Here is a 19,509-nt window from a genome sequence, read left to right as displayed (position 1 = left end):
GGCGATCTTACGCGGCACACCGGCGACGGTGGCGTCGGGAAGGCGCGCGCGGTCCGGCTGGCCGCAACCGGACGAAGCGAGGCGGGTGACAACGCCGAGACGTCCACGGGGCATCAAACCGAGTTGGGCTGAATCAGGAGCCGGTGATCAACCGGCCGCGCGAGGCGTCATCCGCCCGCGCCAGATCTTAAGGGACGACAGATCATGCGCATCGAGCGCCGTTATACCTCGGCCGGCCAGTCACCCTATGCTGCGATCCCGTTCCGATCGGCGGTCAGCGAGATTCGCAACCCCGACGGCTCGATCGTGTTCCGGCTCGAGGGCATCGAAGTGCCCGACGCCTGGTCGCAGGTCGCCAGCGACGTGCTCGCGCAGAAGTATTTCCGCAAGGCCGGCGTGCCGGCGCGCATGAAGAAGGTCGAGGAGAACGACGTCCCCTCCTTCCTCTGGCGCTCGGTGCCCGACGAGGCGGCCATGGCGACGCTGCCCGAGGGCGAGCGCTACGGCTCCGAGATCTCGTCGAAGCAGGTTTTCGACCGTCTTGCCGGCTGCTGGACCTATTGGGGCTGGAAGGGTGGCTATTTCTCCTCCGAGGAGGATGCCGCGGCCTTCCATGACGAGCTGCGCTTCATGCTCGCCACCCAGCGCGTCGCGCCGAACTCGCCGCAATGGTTCAACACCGGCCTGCACTGGGCCTATGGCATCGACGGCCCGAGCCAGGGCCATTTCTACGTCGACTTCAAGACGGGCAAGCTGACCAAGTCGAAGTCGAGCTATGAGCATCCGCAGCCGCATGCCTGCTTCATCCAGGGCGTGCAGGACGACCTCGTCAACGAGGGCGGCATCATGGACCTCTGGGTCCGCGAGGCCCGCCTGTTCAAATACGGCTCCGGCACCGGCTCGAACTTCTCGAACCTGCGCGGCGAAGGCGAGAAGCTCGCCGGCGGCGGCCGCTCGTCTGGCCTGATGTCCTTCCTCAAGATCGGCGACCGCGCGGCCGGCGCGATCAAGTCGGGCGGCACCACGCGCCGCGCCGCCAAGATGGTCGTGGTCGATGTCGACCACCCCGATATCGAGACCTATATCGACTGGAAGGTGAAGGAGGAGCAGAAGGTCGCGGCCCTCGTCACCGGCTCCAAGACGGTCCAGAAGCACATGAAGGCCGTGCTCAAGGCCTGCGTGAACTGTGAAGGCGAAGGCGATTCCTGCTTCGACCCCGAGAAGAACCCGGCCCTGAAGCGCGAGATCAAGCTCGCCCGCAAGGCCATGGTGCCGGACAACTACATCAAGCGCGTCATCCAGTTCGCCCGCCAGGGCTACAAGGACATCGCCTTCGACACCTATGACACCGACTGGGATTCCGAGGCCTATCTTACGGTCTCCGGCCAGAATTCGAACAACTCGGTCTCGCTGACCGACGACTTCCTGCGCGCCGTGGAAACCGATGGCGACTGGGACCTGACCAGCCGCATCACCGGCAAGGTGATGAAGACGCTGAAAGCCCGCGACCTCTGGGAGAAGATCGGCTACGCCGCCTGGGCCTCGGCCGATCCGGGCCTGCACTTCAACACCACGATGAACGACTGGCACACCTGCAAGGCATCGGGCCGCATCCGCGCGTCCAATCCCTGCTCGGAATACATGTTCCTCGACGACACCGCCTGCAACCTGGCCTCGGCCAACCTGCTGCAGTTCTACGATACCGAATCCAAGAGCTTCGATGTCGCGGCCTATGAGCATCTCTGCCGGCTCTGGACCGTCGTGCTCGAGATCTCGGTGACGATGGCGCAGTTCCCCTCGAAGGAGATCGCGGAGCTCTCCTACGAGTACCGCACGCTCGGCCTCGGCTACGCCAATATCGGCGGCCTCCTGATGACCATGGGCCTCGGCTACGATTCAGACGAGGGCCGCGCGCTGGCGGGCGCCCTGACCGCGATCATGACCGGCGTCTCCTATGCGACCTCGGCCGAGATGGCGGGCGAGCTTGGCCCCTTCCCCGGCTACAAGAAGAACGCGGCGCACATGCTGCGTGTCATCCGCAACCACCGCACCGCCGCCCATGGCATGGCCTCGGGCTATGAGGGGCTGGAGGTGACGCCGGTGCCGCTCGACCATGGCACGCTGGCCCGCCTCGGCGGCTCCTCGACGCTGATGTCCGAGCGCGCCCGCATCGCCTGGGACCATGCGCTCGAACTCGGCGAAAAGCATGGCTACCGCAACGCGCAGGCGACCGTGATCGCGCCGACCGGCACGATCGGTCTCGTCATGGATTGCGACACCACCGGCATCGAGCCCGATTTCGCGCTGGTGAAGTTCAAGAAGCTCGCCGGCGGCGGCTACTTCAAGATCATCAACGCGGCAGCGCCCGATGCGCTGAGGGCGCTCGGCTATCGCGAGAGCGACATTGCCGAGATCGAGGCCTATGCGATCGGCCATGGCACGCTGGCGCAGGCGCCGGGTATCAACCACGGTAGCTTGCGGGCCAAGGGCTTCACCCAGGACAAGATCGACGCGATCGAGAAGGACCTCAAGGCCGCCTTCGACATCAAGTTCGTCTTCAACAAATGGACGCTGGGCGAGGACTTCCTCGTCAACACGCTGAAGGTACCGGCCGAGAAGCTCGCCGACATGTCGTTCGAGCTGCTGCCCTTCCTCGGCTTCTCGAAGGCCGAGATCGAGGCCGCCAACGTCCATGTCTGCGGCGCGATGACGCTCGAAGGCGCACCCCACCTCAAGGTCGAGCATTACAACGTCTTCGATTGCGCCAACCCCTGCGGCCGCATCGGCAAGCGCTACCTCTCGGTCGAGAGCCATATCCGCATGATGGCGGCGGCCCAGCCCTTCATCTCGGGCGCGATCTCCAAGACCATCAACATGCCCAACGACGCCACCGTCGAGGATTGCAAGAGCGCCTATATGCTCTCCTGGAAGCTGGCGCTGAAGGCCAATGCCCTCTACCGCGACGGCTCGAAGCTCTCGCAGCCGCTGAACTCTGCTCTGATCGCCGACGAGGACGACGAAGAAGATGCCGTCGAGGCACTCTATCAGCAGCCGATGGCGGCCCGCGCCACGCAGATCGCCGAGAAGATCGTCGAGCGCATCGTCGAGAAGGTCGTCCGCGAGCGTGAGAAGATGCCCGCCCGCCGTACCGGCTACATCCAGAAGGCGGTCGTCGGCGGCCACAAGGTCTATGTCCACACCGGCGAATATGCCGATGGTCGCCTCGGCGAGATCTTCATCGACATGCACAAGGAGGGCGCCGCCTTCCGCGCGATGATGAACAACTTCGCCATCGCGGTGTCGCTCGGCCTGCAATATGGCGTGCCGCTGGAGGAGTATGTCGAGGCCTTCACCTTCACGCGCTTCGAGCCCTCGGGCTTCGTGCAGGGCAACCAATCGATCAAGAACGCCACCTCGATCCTCGACTACGTCTTCCGCGAGCTGGCAATTTCGTATCTCGGCCGGCACGACCTCGCCCATATCGACCCGAGCGAGATCGGCCATGACGTGATCGGCGGCGGCGTCGGCCAGGACAAGGCCCCGGAGACGGCCACGCCGATCACCTCGAGCCCGCTGGCCTCGACCGGCTTCCGTCGCGGCAAGCCGATGAACTTCCACGCCATCCAGGGCGGTGGCGGTCTGGCGGCCGGCACCGAGACGATGGCGCGTGGCGGCGCAACGGTGACCTCGCTGATCACCACGAGCCCGACCGCCCTCAAGGAGGAGCCGGACGCCTATGGCGAGGCCGACATGGCCAAGCTCGGCTTCTCGGCCCCGGCCGCCCAGCCGAGCGCCTCGGAGCGCCGCGCCGAGGCGATCATGAAGGGCTATGTCGGGGACTCGTGCGGCGAGTGCGGAAACTTTACGCTGGTCCGGAACGGGACGTGTTTGAAGTGCAATACGTGCGGATCAACGACCGGGTGCTCGTAAGACAGGCTTAGTTAGAATGATCTGAAATGAGAGGCGAAGTTCCCCGTTTTTGAGCTTCGACTTCCGCAAAAGCAGGGAGGCGGCATCAATTGCCGCCTCCCTGCGCCAACTCGAACAAATCATGAATCGCCGATACGCAAACCGCCACCACTGCTTTCGCCCGACAAAGAGGCCCGCCTCCCCTGACTGCCCTATGATCGCCGAACGAAGCTACCCCGCCTGCTCCGTCAGCAGAAAGAAGGCACTCAGGCTGCGATCCTGCCACGCCTGGTTGAGCGGCCGGCCGGTGACAAGCAGGCTGAACCAAACCGAGCCGAACAGGAAATCGAGCGCCATGTCGATGTCCAGATCGGCCCGGACCTCGCCGGCCTGCTGACCCCGCAGGATGATGTCACGCCCCAATGCAAGGCGGGGCTCGACGATGCGGGAGAGCAACGCCCGCCTGACTGCGGGATCGACCTGCCCTTCCGTCGCGAGCGCCCGCAGCATATTGGCGCGGGACGGATCGAAGAGGCGGCGCACACTCCACTGCAGATAATTTTCGAACCGGCTCCTGAATGTCTCGCCTTCGGGCGGAGCCTCCTGGTGTTCGGCTGTTCCCAAGTAGAGATCGACCAGCAGATCCCCCCGCGACGACCAGCGCCGGTAGACCGACTGCTTGGAGACACCGGCGCGCCCGGCCAGCCCCTCCATCGAGAGCGCGGCATATCCGCCTTCCCGCACGATGTCATAGGCCGCCTGCAGAATCTGCCGCTGGACCGCCGGATCGCGGGGCCGGCCGGCCTTCGCTTCGGACGGCGGCGGGGGGCGGCCGGCGTGATCGCCTATTGACATACGCTACGCTCCGTATTGAAATATCTCGCGTTAGGGAAGTCCTCTTACAGCGCCTCGCTTGCAGGCTCAACGTCCCTCCCGCGACCGCAGCACTGTGGTCGCGAACGATCAGGTGTGTCCATGCCCCAGACGGATCTCGGCTTCTTGAGCGCGACGGATCTCAAGAGCCTGTTCAGGCGGCGGGAACTGTCACCCGTCGAGGTCGCAAACGCCGTCCTCGATCGGATCGGGGCGATCGACCCGCCGCTGAACGCCATGACGATGGTCACGCACGAGATCGCTCTGAAGGCCGCCGGAGCCGCCGAGGAGGCCTATGCCGGCAAACGTCCGCCGCGGCTTCTGGAAGGCATTCCGCTCACCATCAAGGACATGCATCCGACAGCCGGCCTGCGGACGTCGCAGGGCTCCTGGGCAACGGTCGACTGGGTGCCCGACACGGACGCGCCCGTGATCTCGCGCCTCTACGAGGCAGGTGGCGTGACCGTCGGCAAGACGACGGTTCCGGAATTCGGCTGGAAAGGCGTGAGCCAGAGCCCGGTCAGCGGCATCACGCATAATCCCTGGCGGCGCGGTTACAATGCCGGTGCTTCGTCGGCGGGCGCGGCGGTGGCGGCCGCCTCGGGTTTCGGGCCGCTGCATCTCGGCTCCGACGGTGGCGGCTCGGTCCGGATGCCGGCGCATTTCTGCGGCGTCTACGGCCTCAAGCCGACCTATGGCCGCATTCCCTACTGGCCGGTGCCCAACAACGACTACGCCACCCATATGGGGCCGCTGACCCGCACCGTCGCCGACAGCGCCCTGATGCTGGAGGCGATGGCCGGGCCACACCCCTGGGACCATACGAGCTGTGAGGCTCAACCAGAGCCCTATGCGCAAATGCTCGCCGCCGATCTGAAGGGCAAGCGCATCGCCTTCAGTCCCGATCTCGGCCATGCGCGGGTCGACCCCGAGGTCGCCGAACTGACCGCGAAGGCAGTGAAAGCTTTCGAGGACCTCGGCGCCACCGTCGAACTCGTGACGCCGGGCTGGGGGCCGCTCGGCCCGGAGCTCGCGCGCTTCTTCTGGAAAGCGGGCTATCTCGCGCGCGGCGCGACCTATCTACCGCAATGGCGCGACAGAATGGACCCCGGCCTCGTCGCGATGCTCGACGAGGCAAAGAGCATCACTGGCGAAGAATACCACCTGATGCGGCTTCGCAAGCTCGCCTATGTCGAGCAGATCCACCGTTTCTTCCAGAATTGGGATCTGCTGCTGACGCCGGCGGTCAGCACCCCCGCCTTCCCCGCCCATCTGCTGCAGCCGCCCTCCTGGCCGCAGCATCCCTGGGACTGGCTGATGTGGGCGGAATTTTCCTACCCCTTCAATCTCTCCGGCAATCCCGCCGCCAGCATTCCCTGCGGCTTCACCACGGATGGGCTGCCTGTCGGCCTCCAGATCGTGGGCCCGCGTTTCGACGATCTCGGCGTCCTTCAGGCCTCGGCAGGGTTCGAGACGGTGCGCCCGTGGCAGCAACACCGGCCGCAATTCGCGGACCGCAATGAGGAGAGGGGTGCCGCATGATTACACGTCGAAGCCTGATCGCCCGAACGGCCGCCACCGCTGCTGCAACGATTGCCGCACCGCGACTGGCGGCAAGCCAGTCCGCACGAATCCTCAAATTCGTCCCGCAGGCGGACCTCGCTTTGCTGGACCCGGTCCAGTCGACCGGGCTCGTCATCCGCCACCACGCCCTCATGGTCTTCGACACGCTGTATGGCGTCGACGAGCAATTGCGTCCGCAGCCGCAGATGGCGCAGGGCCATGTGGTCGAAAATGGCGGCCTCGTCTGGCGCATCACCTTGCGCGACGGGCTGCGCTTCCATGACGGCGAGCGCGTGCTGGCGCGCGACTGCGTCGCCAGCATCAGGCGCTGGGGCGCGCGCGACACCTATGGTCTCTCGCTGATGACGGTGGTCGACGAGATTTCGGCGCCGTCAGATACGGAAATCCGCTTCCGCCTGAAACGCCCGTTCCCGCTGCTGGCGGATGTTCTGGGCAAGCCGGGGACGAATGTCTGCGTCATGATGCCGGAACGTTTGGCGCTGACCGACCCGATGCAACGGGTCACCGAAATGGTCGGCAGCGGACCGTTCCGCTACCTGGCGAATGAACGCGTGCCCGGCTCGCTCAACGTCTATGAGAAGTTCGCCGGCTACGCGCCGCGCGACAAAGGCGAACCGAGCTTCATGGCCGGTCCCAAGGTCGCGTATTTCGACCGTATCGAATGGCGCACGATTCCCGACGCCGCCACGGCCGCCGCCGCGCTTCAGACCGGCGAGATCGACTGGTGGGAGCAACCCATTTCCGATCTGATCCCGACGCTCAAGGCCAATCGCAACCTCAAGGTCGAGGTGCTCGACCGCTTCGGCGCCGTCGCGATGATCCGCTTCAACCATCTCCAGCCGCCCTTCGACAGACCGGAGATGCGCCGGGCCCTGCTCGGGGCGATCAGGCAGGACGACTACATGATCGCCGTGGCGGGGGAGGATCGCAGCTATTGGGCCGACGGCGTCGGCTTCTTCGCGCCGGGCTCGCCCATGGCCAACGATGCCGGGCTCGACGCCCTGCCGAAGACACCCGATATCGCACGCGTCAGGGAGGCGCTGAAGGCGGCCGGCTACGCCGGCGAGCGCATCGTCTTCCCGGTGCCGACCGACTTCCCGGCGCTCAACGCCATGAGCGAGGTCTCGGGAGACATGATGCGGCGCGCCGGCATCAATCTCGACTACCAGGCGCTCGACTGGGGAACGGTGCTGCAGAAGGTCGCTTCACAGCAGCCGATCGATCGCGGTGGCTGGAACCTGTGGTGCAACTACTCGACCGGCGTCAGCGCCGTGAATCCGGCCGCCCACACCTATCTGCGCGGCGTGGGCCGCACCGGCACCTTCGGCTGGCCGACGAGCCCCGAACTCGAACAGATGCGTGGCGACTGGTTCGCAGCTCCCGACGAGGCTTCGCGTCTCGACATCAGCAAGCGCATGCAGGTCCAGGCGTTCCAGGACCTGCCCTATATTCCGCTCGGCGTCTTCTACCAGCCAACAGCTTACAGAAGCAGCCTGACGGGGATGCTCAAGGGCTTCCCGCTGTTTTACAACGTCAAGCGCGGGTGAAAACGGCGCTCGCCGCCGCGACTTACCGACGCTTGCAAAGCCATCGACGCCGCTGCCTTGCGGGGCCGCGGCGTTTGGCTGGTCAAATCGATCTCGGCGCCGTCTGGCGTCCTCGCCGAAGGCGTAGCGGCGGCTGAGATCCCCGCGCCACGAGCGCCCCGGGATGAAGCGTCGTGGCATCGTGTCTAGACGGCGATCAACTGCTGCAGACGCTCGCGATCGGCCGGGTCCTCGGCCTCGCCGCTGAAGACGATCTGGCCGCGTTCGACGACATGGAATCGATCGGCCACCGATAGCGCCTCATGGACGTTCTGCTCGACGAGCAGGATGATCGCGCCGCGGTCGCGAAGCTCCCGAACGATCGCGAAGACTTCGGCGACGATCATCGGCGCAAGGCCCTCGCTGGGTTCGTCGATCAGGACGAGGCGAGGCTTGCCGACCATGACGCGGGCCATCGCGAGCATCTGCTGCTCGCCGCCCGACAGGGTCGTGCCAAGCTGGTGGCGCCGCTCGCCCAGACGGTGGAAGCGGTCGTAGATGCCCTCGACGGCGCGTTTCCCGTCGCGTGACGAGCGGCCTTTCACCTGCAGCAGGCCGAGCGAGAGGTTTTCCTCCACTGTCAGCCCCGGGAAGATGCGCCGGTCCTCCGGCACGAAGCCGACGCCGGCATGGCAGATCTGGTCGGGCGTCAGGTCGCCGAGCGGCTTGCCGTCGAGCCGGATCGCTCCATGGCTGGGCTTCACCCAGCCGGCGATGGTCTTCAGCAAGGTCGTCTTGCCGACGCCGTTGCGGCCGAAGATGCCGATAACCTCGCCCGGTCCGGCGCTGAGGTCGATGCCCTGGATGATGTGGCTCCGCCCGTAATGGCTGTGCAGTCCGCTGATGTCGAGCATGTCAGTGATGTCCGAAATAGGCGGCCTGCACGGCCGGGTCGGCGCGCACGACGTCGGGCGGCCCCTCCGCCAGCTTGCGGCCCTGATGCATGACGACGACATGGTCCGACAGATCCATGACCAGCCCGATATCGTGCTCGATCAGGAGCACGGTGACGTCCTCGGTCAGGCTCCGGACGAGCCTGGCCGTATCGGCCGTGTCGCCATGGCTCATGCCCTGGGTGGGTTCGTCGAGCAGCAGAATCTTGGGCTCCGAGGCAAGGCAGACCGCGATCTCGAGCCGGCGCTGGTCGCCATGCGAGAGATTGCCGGCCAGTTCGTCGCGCCGGCGGGAGAGCTGGAAGCGCTCCAGCATCTGCTCCGTCTTGCTCATCGCCCGGACCGAACGGCGGATCGGCAGGAAGGCTCGCCCGGTCGGCTCCAGCACCTGCGCCGCAAGCCTGAGGTTTTCCGCGACGGTGAGTTCGGGAAACAGGCTCGTGATCTGGAACGAGCGCGACAGGCCCGCGGCCTTGGTGCGCTCGGGCGCAGCCCCGGTCATGTCGACGCCATCGATCATGATCTGACCGCGATGGGGCTTCAGCGCCCCGCTGATCAGGTTGAACAGGGTCGATTTGCCCGCGCCATTGGGCCCGATCACGGTCGTGATCTTGTGGCGCCGGGCCTGAAAGCTGACCTGGTCGACGGCCTTCAGGCCGCCGAAGGAAATGCCGAGGTCGCGGATGTCGAGGACGGGGGTGGTCACGATGTGCTCCCGGGTTTGACGGCGACGGAGCCGAGATCGGCCGGCGCGGCGCCGGCCCGTGGGCCCTGTTTGCGGCGCTCCAGCAGCGCAGCGATGCGCGGCCTGACGAGCCCGGCCAGCCCCTTGGGCAGGAACATCACGCACAGCATGAAAAGCAGGCCGATGACGATGAGATGGTGCTCGGTCCAGCTCCCGATGATCGACTTCAGGACCACCAGCAGGACCGCCCCGTAGATCGCGCCGATCAGCGTCCCGACACCGCCGAGCACCACGGAGATCACCGCATTGCCCGAGGTGGCGAAGAACATCAGCTCCGGCGAGACGAAGCCGCGCAGCATCGGGTAGAGCGCGCCCGACAGCCCGGCGATCACGCCCGCCAGCACATAGGCCGCCATGCGCGCGCGCCAGACGGAGTATCCGAGGAAGGGCACGCGCCGCTCATTGGCTTTCAGCGCCGTCAGCACGCGCCCGAAGGGCGTATCGACCAGATAGGCGGTCAGGGCGTAGAGGCCCATGATGATAGCGAGGACGATCAGGAAGAACCCGGCGGGGCTGCCGGCCGAGACCGAGACGGGCCCGAAGCCGATCTCGACGACCGGGATGCCGATCATGCCGTCCGAGGCGCCCAGTTCACGGGTGTTGTAGACGACCTTGGCCATGACCTGCGCCAGTCCGAAGGTGATCAGCGCGAAATAGACCCCCCTCACCCGGTTGGCGATCAGCCCGCCGATGATCGCCGTGACCAGCGATGCCGCGAAAGCCGCGCCCATCGCCAGCCAGAAGGACGGAACCTTCATCAAGGTCAGCGCCGAGACATAGGCGCCGACGCCGAAATAGAGCGCCTGTCCGAGCGAGAGCGCGCCGGAATAGCCCAGCAGCAGATCGACCGACAGGGCGAGCCCGGCGAAGATCAGCGCTTCGGTGCCGAGCCGCAGATAGAAGCTGTCCCCGGTGGCGGCGCCTGTCGCGGCGAGCCCAAGGGCGGCGAGGACGAAGAACGCGGCGAGCAGATGGCTCGCGCGCATGGATTGCGTCAGCCGGTCATGCATGGCCGAGCCTCCCGAACAGGCCCTGCGGGCGAAAAACCAGGAAGGCGACCATCGTCCCGAAGACGATCGGGTCGGTCCAGACCGGCGAGATCACGAGGCTCGCGAGCGCCTGCACCTGCGTTAGCAGAAGGCCAGCGACGACCGCGCCCCAGATCGAGCCCATGCCGCCGACGATCACGACCGTGAAGGCAAGCAGGATGAAGTCCCGCCCCATCGTCGGGAACACCGAATAGATCGGCGCGAGCAGAACGCCGGCGAGACCGGCGAGGCCGACACCGAAGGCAAAGGTGCCCGCATAGACCAGCGAGACGGGCACGCCGAGCGAGGCTGCCATGTTGCGGTCGAAGGCAGCGGCGCGGACCATCGCCCCCAGCCGCGTCTTGTAGACCACATACGCCACGGCCAGGACGATGGCCGCTCCGACCAGGATCAGAAACAGCCGGTAGTTCGGCAGGATGATCCCGAGGATCTCGGTCGCACCGGGGATCGGGGTCGGCGGGCGCTGGGTGTTGGCACCGAAGATGATCTTCAGCACGTCCTCGACGATGAGTCCGAGACCGAAGGTGACGAGCAGGGTCGTGACGTGGCGGTCCTTCGTGTCGAAGACCGGCCGTATTAGCAGGCGCTCGGCCGCCATGCCGAGCGGAACCATCAGGACCGGCACCAGTACGAGCAGGAACCAGAAGCCGATGCCGGCCGCACCCAGCGCGAGCGCCGCATAGGCCCCGATGGCGTAGAACTCGCCATGGCTCATGTTGATGACGTCGAGCATGCCGAAGATGATCGTCAGCCCGAGCGCCACCAGCACGACCGCGACCCCGAGTGCGAGCCCGTTCACGACCTGCGGGGCGAGGACGAATTGGAGATAGTCGATAGCGGTCATGGCGGTGCCTCCATGCGGAACGCGGCGCGACGCCCCTTCCCCCGGAGGGGAAGGGGCCGGTTGGGCGCTCAGAAGCGTGCGCAGGCGTCCGGCCCGATCGCGTTTTCGGCGGAGACGTTGTCGATGATGTCGAACTTGCCCTTGGTGACGCGCACCACATACATCGGCTGCATCGCCTGATGGTCGCCGGCGCGGATCGTCTTCGCCCCCTGCGGGGTCTGCCAGGTCAGGCCGCGCAATGCCTCGCGGACCTTGTCGGTCTCGGTCGAGCCCGCCTTCTCGACGGCCGCCTTGTAGGCGAAGAGCAAGCCGTAGCTGTCGGCGCCATACAGGTCCGGATCGGTCTTGTTGGCCTCGCGGAAAGCGGCGACGAACGTCTTGTTCTCGGGGCTGTCGATCTGCGGCGAATAGCCGACGCCGGTGGCGAAGCCCTCGGCGGCGGCGCCGATCGCCGTAATGTTCTGCGAGGTCACGGTGCCGGAGGCGCCGACGACGCTGAGGCCTGACAGCAGGCCGAAATCCTGAAGCTGGGTCAGCAGGCGCACCGTGTCGTTGCCGGCGACGGAGGTGTAGATGACCTGCGGACGAGTCGCCCGAATCTGGCCGAAATACTGGGTGTAGTCCTTGCTGTCGAGCGGGGCGAAGACCTCGCCGCCCGTCTGCGCACCGGACTTCTCGGCGCTCGACTTGAAGGCCGCCACGGTCGATCGGCCCATCTCGTAGTCGGGACCGAGATAATAGATCTTCGCCTTGGGCTTCTCCTTGGCGAGCCAGGCGGCAAGTGCGACGGACTGCTGCTCGGCGCGCGCGTTGACCCGGAACATGTTGGGCGAGCATTTGTCGGTAGTGATCGAGTCGGCAAAGGAAACGGTCGTTGCCGCAAGCTTGCCGTTACGCTCGGCGAGCTGGGCAACGGCAAGGGTCGAGCCGGAATTCACCGTGCCGGTGAGGAAATCGACCTTCTCGACCTGGAACAGCTTCTCGGCCTTCTGCACGGCGACCGCGGGGTTGGCCTCCTCGTCCTCGAAGACCAGCGAGACCTGCCGGCCGGCAATGCCGCCAGCTGCATTGAGTTCCTTGGCGGCGAGCTCCAGACCCCAGCGGACCTGCTGGCCGATCGGCGTGTAGGTGCCCGAAAGCGGCGTGACGACGCCGATCTTGATCGGGCCGCTCTGGGCGAGCGCGCCGCCCGACAGGGCGGTGGCGGCAAGCAGGCCACCGAAGAGGGTCTTGATGATTGCGGATGCCATGACGTTTCCCTTTATGTTGTGCTTGTTGTGCTTCTCGAAGGCTCAGGCGGCCGCGCGGCGGTGATCCCGCCGCGCGGATCGTTTCAGCTCCCGATGAATTTCGGGGCGCGCTTGCCGTGGAAGGCCTCGACGCCCTCCCGGAAATCGTCGGACTGGCGCAGGCGGCTGTAGCAATGCCCCTCCAGCTCGATCGCGATCGAGAGGGTCGAATCCTCGGTATCGTTGAGGAGCTTCTTGGCGGTGCGCTGGGCCATCGGCGAAAAGCCGCGCAGTTCGTCGACCAGCCTGTCGGTCGCCGCTTCCAGCTCGCCATCGGGCACGCATTCCGTGGCGACGCCCCAGTCCAGAGCCTGCCGCCCGGGAATGCGCTTCGAGCGCATCACGATGTCCTTGGTGCGGGTGATGCCGACCATCTTCTGCAGCCGGGCCGAGCCGCCCGAGCCGGGGATCTGGCCGAGCTTCTGCTCGGGCAGCGCGTATTGGCAGGTCTCCGAGACGATCCGGAAATCACAGGCGAGCGAGATCTCGAAGCCGACGCCGAAGGCATAGCCGCGATTGGCGACGACGACCGGCTTGGCGCAGCGCGCCGGGGCGGCGATGTTCCAGGCGAGCTTCGAGACATGCTCCGGCGAGGCCTCGAGGAAGCCCTTGATGTAGCCCCCGGAGGAGAAATTCTCGCCGATGGCGCGCAGCACGATGACGCGGACGCGATCATCCTCGTCGAGCGCCTCGAAGACCTTCCGCAGCTGGTCGCGCTGCGGCATCGAGATCACGTTCATCGGCGGACGGTTGAGGATGATGTCGGCGCGCTCGCGGGTCGCATCGATCTCGACAGAGAAGCCGTCGAGATCGATCAGAGCCGGGTGCGTGGGTGTAACCGAATTCATGAGAAACCTTTCTTGGCAGCGTCTTGGCTTGGGGGTCTGAGGTTTTGAACATGTTGTCAGGCGGCGGCGCTGCCGGGCTGTTCGGGCTCGAACTCGCCTGCGACGAGCTGGCGGCGCAGCAGCTTGCCCACCGGCGATTTCGGAATGGCCTTGACGAACTCGAACCGGCGCGGCCGCTTGAAGTTGGCCAGCCCGGTGGCCTTGCAATGGGCGTCGAGTTCGTCGGCCGTCACCGGCCCGCCACGCTGGACGAAGGCGACGACGATCTTGCCCCAGCGCTCGTCGGGCAGACCGACGACCGCGACCTCGAGAACGCCGGGGTGCAGGGACAGGCAGCTCTCGATCTCGACGGGCGAGACGTTCTCGCCGCCGGTGATGATCATGTCATCGACGCGGCCGGAGACGTAGAGATCGCCATCGGCGTCGAAATATCCGGTATCGCCGGTGAAGTACCAGCCGCCGCGCAGCGATTTGGCGTCGGCTTCCGGGCGCTTCCAGTAGCCCTCGAAGGCCTCGTCGCTCTTGGCGAGCGCGACGATCTCGCCCTCCTCGCCCGGCGCGGCGAGATCGTCGGCGCCGCTCGCGCCGAGCCTGACCACGCGGATGAGCTGGTTGAGGCCGGCCTTGCCGGCAGAGCCCGGCTTTTCGGCCGCCCTCTGGTTGATCGTGAAGGTGTAGATCTCCGATGAGCCGTAATGGTTGACGAAGAGCTCGGGTGAGAAGGCCTCGGTCAGCTTTCCGAGCAGGCCGTCGGTCATCGGCGCGCCGGCGAAACCGAGCTTGCGCACGCTGGAGACATCCGTCTGCGTGAAGCGCGGGTGGTGGACGACGTCGTGATACAGCGTCGGCACGAGGTAGAGGTTGGTGATCCTCTCCGCCTCGATCAGTTCCAGCGCCCTGGCGACGTCGAAGCGCGGCAGGCAGACGAAGACGCCGCCGATCAGCGACATGGCGACGAGCGAGCGGACGCCCATGGTGTGATAGAGCGGCATCACGCCGAGCGTGCGCTCGCCGCGCCCGTAGAGGTTCTGCGCGACATGGGCGAGGCCTGCCATGCGCTCGGCCCGATGCCGGCGCGGTACGCCCTTGGGCTTCGCGGTCGTGCCGGAGGTGTACAGCATCAGCGACAGCGCGTCGGCCGCCACGCGCGGCGTGGCTGCGAGCGCCGGGGCGGCTGCCATCTCGTCGAAGGTCAGGCCGCCCGGCCCGGCATCGGCCCCGACCGCGATGCGCGGGATCGCAGCCGCCGTTTCGCTCTCGGCCAAGGCGTGCGCGGCCACGGCTTCGAAGGCGATGGCCTTCGCGCCGCAGTTCTCGATCACGAAATCGATTTCGTCCGGCTTCGCGCGCCAGTTGATCGGCGTAATCGTCAGCCCGGCGAACTGACAGGCCCAGTGCAGGCTCGCCGCCTCCCAGCGGTTCTGCAGGATGGTGACGAAATGGTCTCCGGCTTTCAGGCCCATCGTGTCGAAGGCGGCGACCAGCGACGAAATCCGCCCGAGCCACTGCGCGTAGGTCAGCCGGACATCGCCGTCGACGATGGCGAGCGCATCGGGGTCGCGCGCCACGCTCGCAAGGAAGCTGGTGCCGAGATCAAACATGGGCAGGCCCCCGAAGTTGAGGTTTCAGCGCAGGCTCGCCCCGCAGGAGGGCGGCGGCTTCGAGCGCCGCCTGGATGATCGGCGTGTAGCCGGTACAGCGGCAGAGATGGCCGCCGACGACCTCGCGAAGCGCCTGTTCGCTGGGCTCGGGCTCCTCGCGCAGATAGGCGTCGAGCGACATCAGGATGCCGGCGGTACAGAAGCCGCATTGCAGCGCGTGATGGCGCCGGAACGCGGCCTGCATCACCGAGAGCCGGTCCTGTCCCGGGGCAAGCCCCTCGACCGTGGTCACGTCGCGGCCTTCGAGCTGGACTGCGAGCGTCAGACAGGCGCGGGCCGGCTGGCCGTCGATCTGGATCGTGCAGGCGCCGCAGACGCCATGCTCGCAGCCGACATGGGTGCCGGTGGCGCCGAGTCCATGGCGCAGCGCATCGCTCGCCAGCAGGCGCGGCTCTGCCTCCAGCGAGACTTGCCTGCCGTTCAGGGTGAAGCCGATGCGGTGGCGGCTTGCAGCGTTCAGGCGCGGCATCGCCTGGCCTCCTCGATCGTCGACAGGCCGAGCGAACGCACGAGATCGCGCCGCAGCCGCGCGGTGGCGTGCAGATCCTCGCGAGCATCGAGATCCCAGGCGAAGGCGTTCAGCGCATCGGTGAGCGCCGAGCCGTCGAGCAGCGGGAGGCTGCGGCGCTCCGGCTTGTCGGCAACGCCAGCGACGGCGAGATGGATCGCGTCTGGCGTCACGACCGCCGCGCAGGCGACGATGGCGAAGTCGCCATGGCGGCGCGCAACCTCGCGGAAGGCGTAGCCGGTGCCGGGCCTGGCGGCGGGAAAGGCGACCGCCTCGATCAGTTCGTCATCGCCCTTGTCCGTCACCATCATGCCGCCGAAGAAGCCGCTCGCCTTGACGCTGCGGCGCTTGCGGCGCGAACGCAGCCTGATCTCGCCGTCGAGCGCGACGAGGCAGAGCGGGATTTCGGCACTGGGATCGGCATGGGCGGCCGAGCCGCAGACCGTGCCCCGCGCCCGCGTCTGGTAATGGCCGAGCCAAGGCAGTGCAGCCGCCAACAGCGGTTGCTCGCCGGCAAGGTCGGCACGTTTCATCAGTGCGGCCTGGCGGACGCCGGCCGGCACGACGATCGCGTCACCGTCGCGCCTGACCGCGTCCAGCCCGGCAATGCCCATGATGTCGATCAGCACCGACGGCCTCGCCAGCCGCATGTTCAGCATCGGCAGCAGCGACTGACCGCCGGCGATGATGCGGGCGTCGGAACCGTGCCGGTCCAGCGCGTCGAGCGCCTCCTGAAGGTCGCCGGCCCGGATGTAGTCGAAGGCAGCGGGCTTCATGCACGCCTCCGAAACAGGCGGGCGATGAGGCCCGGCCGGGCGGGCGACGCCTTGCGGGCGAGTGCAGCGAAGAACTGGCCGATGATGGCCTTGGCCGCGCCGTCGAGAAGCCGGCCGCCGATCGCGGCGACCTTGCCGCCAACGGCAGCCTCGTAGGTATAGGCGATGAGCGTGCCGCCACCCTCGCCCGCCGCGAGCGTGACGCGGCCGGAGCCGCCGCCGGTGCCGAGCGCCCCCGAGACCGAGCCTGTCAGGGTCGCAGCTTGCGGCGCGACGAGATCGGAGAGTTTGATCTCGGCCTTGTAGCGGCCCTTCACCGGTCCGACGCCGAGCGTGACATCGGCCTTGAAATGCGTGTCCGACAGTTGCTTGACGCCGTGGCAGCCTGGAATGATCGAGGCGAGCGTGTCGACATCGAGCAGCATCGCCCAGACCGCCTCCGGCGCCGCCGCGACCCTGGCCTGGCCCTCACCGCGCAAGGCGCGGTCGCCGGGCCTGGCCGTCACGGCCGCGCGATCCGTCTCGGGGCGCGGAGGTTCCGGCGCGGCCGCGAGCGCCGCGACCCTGGCGGGGTTGAGCGGCAGGTCGAGTTCCGCGACCCCGAGCGCGTCGGCGATCGCGTTGGCGAGACAGACCGGCGTCGACATGCAGTTGCCTTCGCCGACCCCCTTGGCGCCGAGCGGCGTGAACGGCGACGGCGTCTCGATATGCAGGATGTCGATGTCGGGCGTTTCGGTCGCCGTCGGCAGCAGATAGTCGGCGAAGGTTCCGGTCAGGAAGGCGCCGTCCTCGCCATAGGCGAGTTCCTCGTAGAGCGTCGCACCGAGGGCCTGGGCGAAACCGCCCCTGATCTGCCCTTCGACCATGCCGGGATGCAGGATCCGCCCGCAATCATGCATGGTGACGTAGCGATCGATACGAACCTTGCCGCTGACAGGATCGACCTCGACACCGGCCATGTCGAAAATGAAGCCGTGGCAAAGTGAGGAGTTGACCTGATCGTCCTCGCTCGGCGCCGAAAGCTCGGGCGGCGTCCAGAAGGCGGTCTCACGGATCGCCTGATCGACGCCCGCGGGCAGCAGCGCCGGCGACCAGTGGCTCAGCGCCGCGACGCGGGCGAAGGGCATCGCCTTCCCGGGCTCGCCCTTGGCGAAGACGGCGCCTCCGGCGAAGCCGATCTGGTCCGGATCGACGCCGACCTGGCTCGCCGCGATCAGGCCGAGCTTGTCGCGCAGGCGGGTTGCCGCGAGATGCGCCGTGCCGGCAACGGCGGCGGCAAAACGGCTGGAGTAGTTGCCCGAGGCGATCGACCAGGCATCCTTGCCGGTGTCGAGATCGGCGACGATGCGGATGTCGTGGTGCGGCAGGCCGAAGACATCGGCGACGACCTGCGCCAGCACGGTGCGGTGGCCCTGCCCCTGCGGAACGGAGGCGACATGAACGCTGACCGAGCCGACCGGATCGAGCGACACCGTCGCGGTGGCCTGGGCGCCGTTCTTCGGCCCGGCCTTCTTTCTCTCGGCAGCGGTCAGGACCGCGGTGATGTAGCCCATATTGGAAACGCTGGGCTCGACGGCGGCGGCAAAACCGATGCCGTAGCGCTTGCCCGCGGCGCGGGCGGCATCGCGACGGGCCTGGAGATCGGCGAGTCGCCCCTCGGCGAGAGCGAGATCGAAGGCCTTGATGTAATCGCCTGAATCGTAAAGCGCGCCCGAGGCCGTGCGGTAGGGAAAGGCGCCGGCCGGAATCAGGTTGGCGCGGATCACCGCCAGCGGATCGAGCCGAAGTTCGACCGCGATGCGCTGCATCAGCCGCTCCAGCGCGTAATAGACCTGCGGGCCGCCGAACCCGCGCACGAGGCCCGTCGGGGCCTTGTTGGTGAGGACCACGCGGTTGCGGATCGCCAGGTTTCGGATGTCGTAGGCGCCGGTCATATTGCCGTGCATGCGGTAGAGCGTGGCGGGCTCGGGCGCGCGCGGATAGGCGCCGCAATCTTCGACCTGGTCCCAGTCCAGCGCCGTGATGCGGCCCTGCACCGTCACCGCCGCCTTCAGCGTGGTGACGCGGTTGGTGGCCGCGACGGCGGCGCCCAGATGCTCGAGCCGGTCCTCGATCCATTTCACCGGCCGCCCTGTCATCCGCGCGGCGACGCCAAGCAGCACCGCATAGGGCGCAACACCCTGCTTGACGCCGAAGCTGCCGCCCGAATCCGGCGGCATGCGTAGCCGCAAGCGATTGCCCGGCACCTTCAGGCAGCGGGCAAGCACCGCATGGATGCTGAACGGACCCTGGAAATTGGCGAGGATGTCGTAGACATCCTCATGCGGGTCATATTCGGCGACGACCCCGAAGGTCTCCATCGGCGCGCCGGTGTTGCGCGGATAGGAGACGGAGACGGACACCCGATGCGCGGCCTCGCCGAAGGCGGCATCGGGATCGCCATAGCGAAAATACCGGTCGCTGACGAGGTTGGCTCCGGTCTTGTCATGGAGCACAGGCGCTCCCGCTTCGAGGCTCGCGAGCGTATCGACGACGCAGGGAAGCGGGTCGTATTCGACCTCGACCGCATCGACTGCATCCTCCGCGAGGTAGCGGTCCTGCGCCACGACGATGGCGACGGGCTCGCCGACATAGCGCACGCGCTCGACCGCCATCGGCCAGTTCTCGACCGCAACCTTGAGCCCCGCGACCATCGGTGTCGTGAGCGTGGCCAGGTCGCGCCCTGTGATGACCGCAGCGACGCCCGGCATGGCGGCGGCCGTGGCGATGTCGATCCCGAGGATTTCGGCATGGGCGTGGGGCGAGCGCAGGATTGCCGCATGGAGCGTGCCGGGCCTGACGCCGAGATCGTCGATGAAACGCCCGCGACCGGTCAGCAGGGCCGCGTCCTCGACGCGCTCCACGGACTGACCCGTCCACGAGATGGTTTCGCTCTTCACCTGGT

At 67.0% G+C, this 19,509-nt stretch carries 14 protein-coding genes; 3 read left to right on the top strand and 11 right to left on the bottom strand.

Features of this window, described 5'->3' with window-relative positions; translation table 11 throughout:
* Positions 1 to 204: 204 nt before the first annotated feature.
* Positions 205 to 3,930 carry a vitamin B12-dependent ribonucleotide reductase gene (locus tag C8D03_RS21580; RefSeq protein ID WP_108049567.1) on the top strand — a complete coding sequence of 1,242 codons (3,726 nt, stop codon included), beginning with the start codon at positions 205 to 207 and terminating at the stop codon, positions 3,928 to 3,930.
* Between the two features lie 210 nt (positions 3,931 to 4,140).
* Here C8D03_RS21580 and C8D03_RS21575 read toward each other — a convergent pair whose 3' ends face one another.
* Positions 4,141 to 4,764, bottom strand: a complete 624-nt coding sequence (locus C8D03_RS21575) for a TetR/AcrR family transcriptional regulator (RefSeq protein WP_108049565.1) — start codon at positions 4,762 to 4,764, stop codon at positions 4,141 to 4,143.
* Positions 4,765 to 4,884: 120 nt separating this feature from the next.
* Between C8D03_RS21575 and C8D03_RS21570 the strand changes: the two genes are divergently transcribed.
* Both C8D03_RS21570 and C8D03_RS21565 read left to right on the top strand, forming a co-directional pair.
* The gene (locus C8D03_RS21570) at positions 4,885 to 6,324 is read left to right on the top strand and encodes an amidase family protein (protein ID WP_108049563.1); all 1,440 of its coding nucleotides are present in this window, start codon (positions 4,885 to 4,887) and stop codon (positions 6,322 to 6,324) included.
* A complete protein-coding gene (locus C8D03_RS21565; protein ID WP_108049561.1) occupies positions 6,321 to 7,913 on the top strand; it encodes an ABC transporter substrate-binding protein in 1,593 nt (530 codons plus the stop codon). Before C8D03_RS21570 ends, C8D03_RS21565 begins: the two co-directional genes overlap by 4 nt.
* Before the next feature lie 185 nt (positions 7,914 to 8,098).
* Here C8D03_RS21565 and C8D03_RS21560 read toward each other — a convergent pair whose 3' ends face one another.
* The 10 genes from C8D03_RS21560 to C8D03_RS21515 form a co-directional block, all read right to left on the bottom strand.
* Positions 8,099 to 8,806, bottom strand: coding sequence for an ABC transporter ATP-binding protein (locus C8D03_RS21560; RefSeq protein WP_108049559.1), 708 nt, complete (start codon positions 8,804 to 8,806; stop codon positions 8,099 to 8,101).
* Between the two features lies 1 nt (position 8,807).
* A complete protein-coding gene (locus C8D03_RS21555) occupies positions 8,808 to 9,551 on the bottom strand; it encodes an ABC transporter ATP-binding protein (protein ID WP_108049557.1) in 744 nt (247 codons plus the stop codon).
* Positions 9,548 to 10,600, bottom strand: a complete 1,053-nt coding sequence (locus C8D03_RS21550) for a branched-chain amino acid ABC transporter permease (protein WP_108049555.1) — start codon at positions 10,598 to 10,600, stop codon at positions 9,548 to 9,550. Before C8D03_RS21550 ends, C8D03_RS21555 begins: the two co-directional genes overlap by 4 nt.
* Positions 10,593 to 11,483 carry a branched-chain amino acid ABC transporter permease gene (locus tag C8D03_RS21545; RefSeq protein ID WP_108049553.1) on the bottom strand — a complete coding sequence of 297 codons (891 nt, stop codon included), beginning with the start codon at positions 11,481 to 11,483 and terminating at the stop codon, positions 10,593 to 10,595. Before C8D03_RS21545 ends, C8D03_RS21550 begins: the two co-directional genes overlap by 8 nt.
* A gap of 68 nt (positions 11,484 to 11,551) precedes the next feature.
* Positions 11,552 to 12,733 carry an ABC transporter substrate-binding protein gene (locus C8D03_RS21540; RefSeq protein ID WP_108049551.1) on the bottom strand — a complete coding sequence of 394 codons (1,182 nt, stop codon included), beginning with the start codon at positions 12,731 to 12,733 and terminating at the stop codon, positions 11,552 to 11,554.
* 83 nt (positions 12,734 to 12,816) lie between these two features.
* On the bottom strand, positions 12,817 to 13,620 hold the full coding sequence (locus C8D03_RS21535) for an enoyl-CoA hydratase/isomerase family protein (protein WP_108049549.1): 804 nt from the start codon (positions 13,618 to 13,620) through the stop codon (positions 12,817 to 12,819).
* 56 nt (positions 13,621 to 13,676) lie between these two features.
* The gene (locus C8D03_RS21530; protein WP_108049547.1) at positions 13,677 to 15,221 is read right to left on the bottom strand and encodes an AMP-binding protein; all 1,545 of its coding nucleotides are present in this window, start codon (positions 15,219 to 15,221) and stop codon (positions 13,677 to 13,679) included.
* A complete protein-coding gene (locus C8D03_RS21525; RefSeq protein ID WP_108049544.1) occupies positions 15,214 to 15,750 on the bottom strand; it encodes a (2Fe-2S)-binding protein in 537 nt (178 codons plus the stop codon). Before C8D03_RS21525 ends, C8D03_RS21530 begins: the two co-directional genes overlap by 8 nt.
* On the bottom strand, positions 15,738 to 16,565 hold the full coding sequence (locus tag C8D03_RS21520) for an FAD binding domain-containing protein (protein ID WP_108049542.1): 828 nt from the start codon (positions 16,563 to 16,565) through the stop codon (positions 15,738 to 15,740). Before C8D03_RS21520 ends, C8D03_RS21525 begins: the two co-directional genes overlap by 13 nt.
* Complete coding sequence (locus C8D03_RS21515; RefSeq protein ID WP_108049540.1) at positions 16,562 to 19,504, bottom strand: xanthine dehydrogenase family protein molybdopterin-binding subunit; 2,943 nt, start codon at positions 19,502 to 19,504, stop codon at positions 16,562 to 16,564. Before C8D03_RS21515 ends, C8D03_RS21520 begins: the two co-directional genes overlap by 4 nt.
* Positions 19,505 to 19,509 lie beyond the last annotated feature (5 nt).

This window comes from Bosea sp. 124, from assembly GCF_003046175.1.
Taxonomy (GTDB): Bacteria; Pseudomonadota; Alphaproteobacteria; order Rhizobiales; family Beijerinckiaceae; genus Allobosea.
The sequence above is the reverse complement of the archived record's forward strand: the minus strand, read 5'-3'. Positions and strand labels throughout refer to the sequence as shown.

Coding starts and splice junctions, on each gene's coding strand:
- C8D03_RS21580 (WP_108049567.1), top strand. CDS start 205: ATGCGCATCGAGCGCCGTTATACCTCGGCCGGCCAGTCACCCTATGCT.
- C8D03_RS21575 (WP_108049565.1), bottom strand. CDS start 4,764: ATGTCAATAGGCGATCACGCCGGCCGCCCCCCGCCGCCGTCCGAAGCG.
- C8D03_RS21570 (WP_108049563.1), top strand. CDS start 4,885: ATGCCCCAGACGGATCTCGGCTTCTTGAGCGCGACGGATCTCAAGAGC.
- C8D03_RS21565 (WP_108049561.1), top strand. CDS start 6,321: ATGATTACACGTCGAAGCCTGATCGCCCGAACGGCCGCCACCGCTGCT.
- C8D03_RS21560 (WP_108049559.1), bottom strand. CDS start 8,806: ATGCTCGACATCAGCGGACTGCACAGCCATTACGGGCGGAGCCACATC.
- C8D03_RS21550 (WP_108049555.1), bottom strand. CDS start 10,600: ATGCATGACCGGCTGACGCAATCCATGCGCGCGAGCCATCTGCTCGCC.
- C8D03_RS21545 (WP_108049553.1), bottom strand. CDS start 11,483: ATGACCGCTATCGACTATCTCCAATTCGTCCTCGCCCCGCAGGTCGTG.
- C8D03_RS21540 (WP_108049551.1), bottom strand. CDS start 12,733: ATGGCATCCGCAATCATCAAGACCCTCTTCGGTGGCCTGCTTGCCGCC.
- C8D03_RS21535 (WP_108049549.1), bottom strand. CDS start 13,620: ATGAATTCGGTTACACCCACGCACCCGGCTCTGATCGATCTCGACGGC.
- C8D03_RS21530 (WP_108049547.1), bottom strand. CDS start 15,221: ATGTTTGATCTCGGCACCAGCTTCCTTGCGAGCGTGGCGCGCGACCCC.
- C8D03_RS21525 (WP_108049544.1), bottom strand. CDS start 15,750: ATGCCGCGCCTGAACGCTGCAAGCCGCCACCGCATCGGCTTCACCCTG.
- C8D03_RS21520 (WP_108049542.1), bottom strand. CDS start 16,565: ATGAAGCCCGCTGCCTTCGACTACATCCGGGCCGGCGACCTTCAGGAG.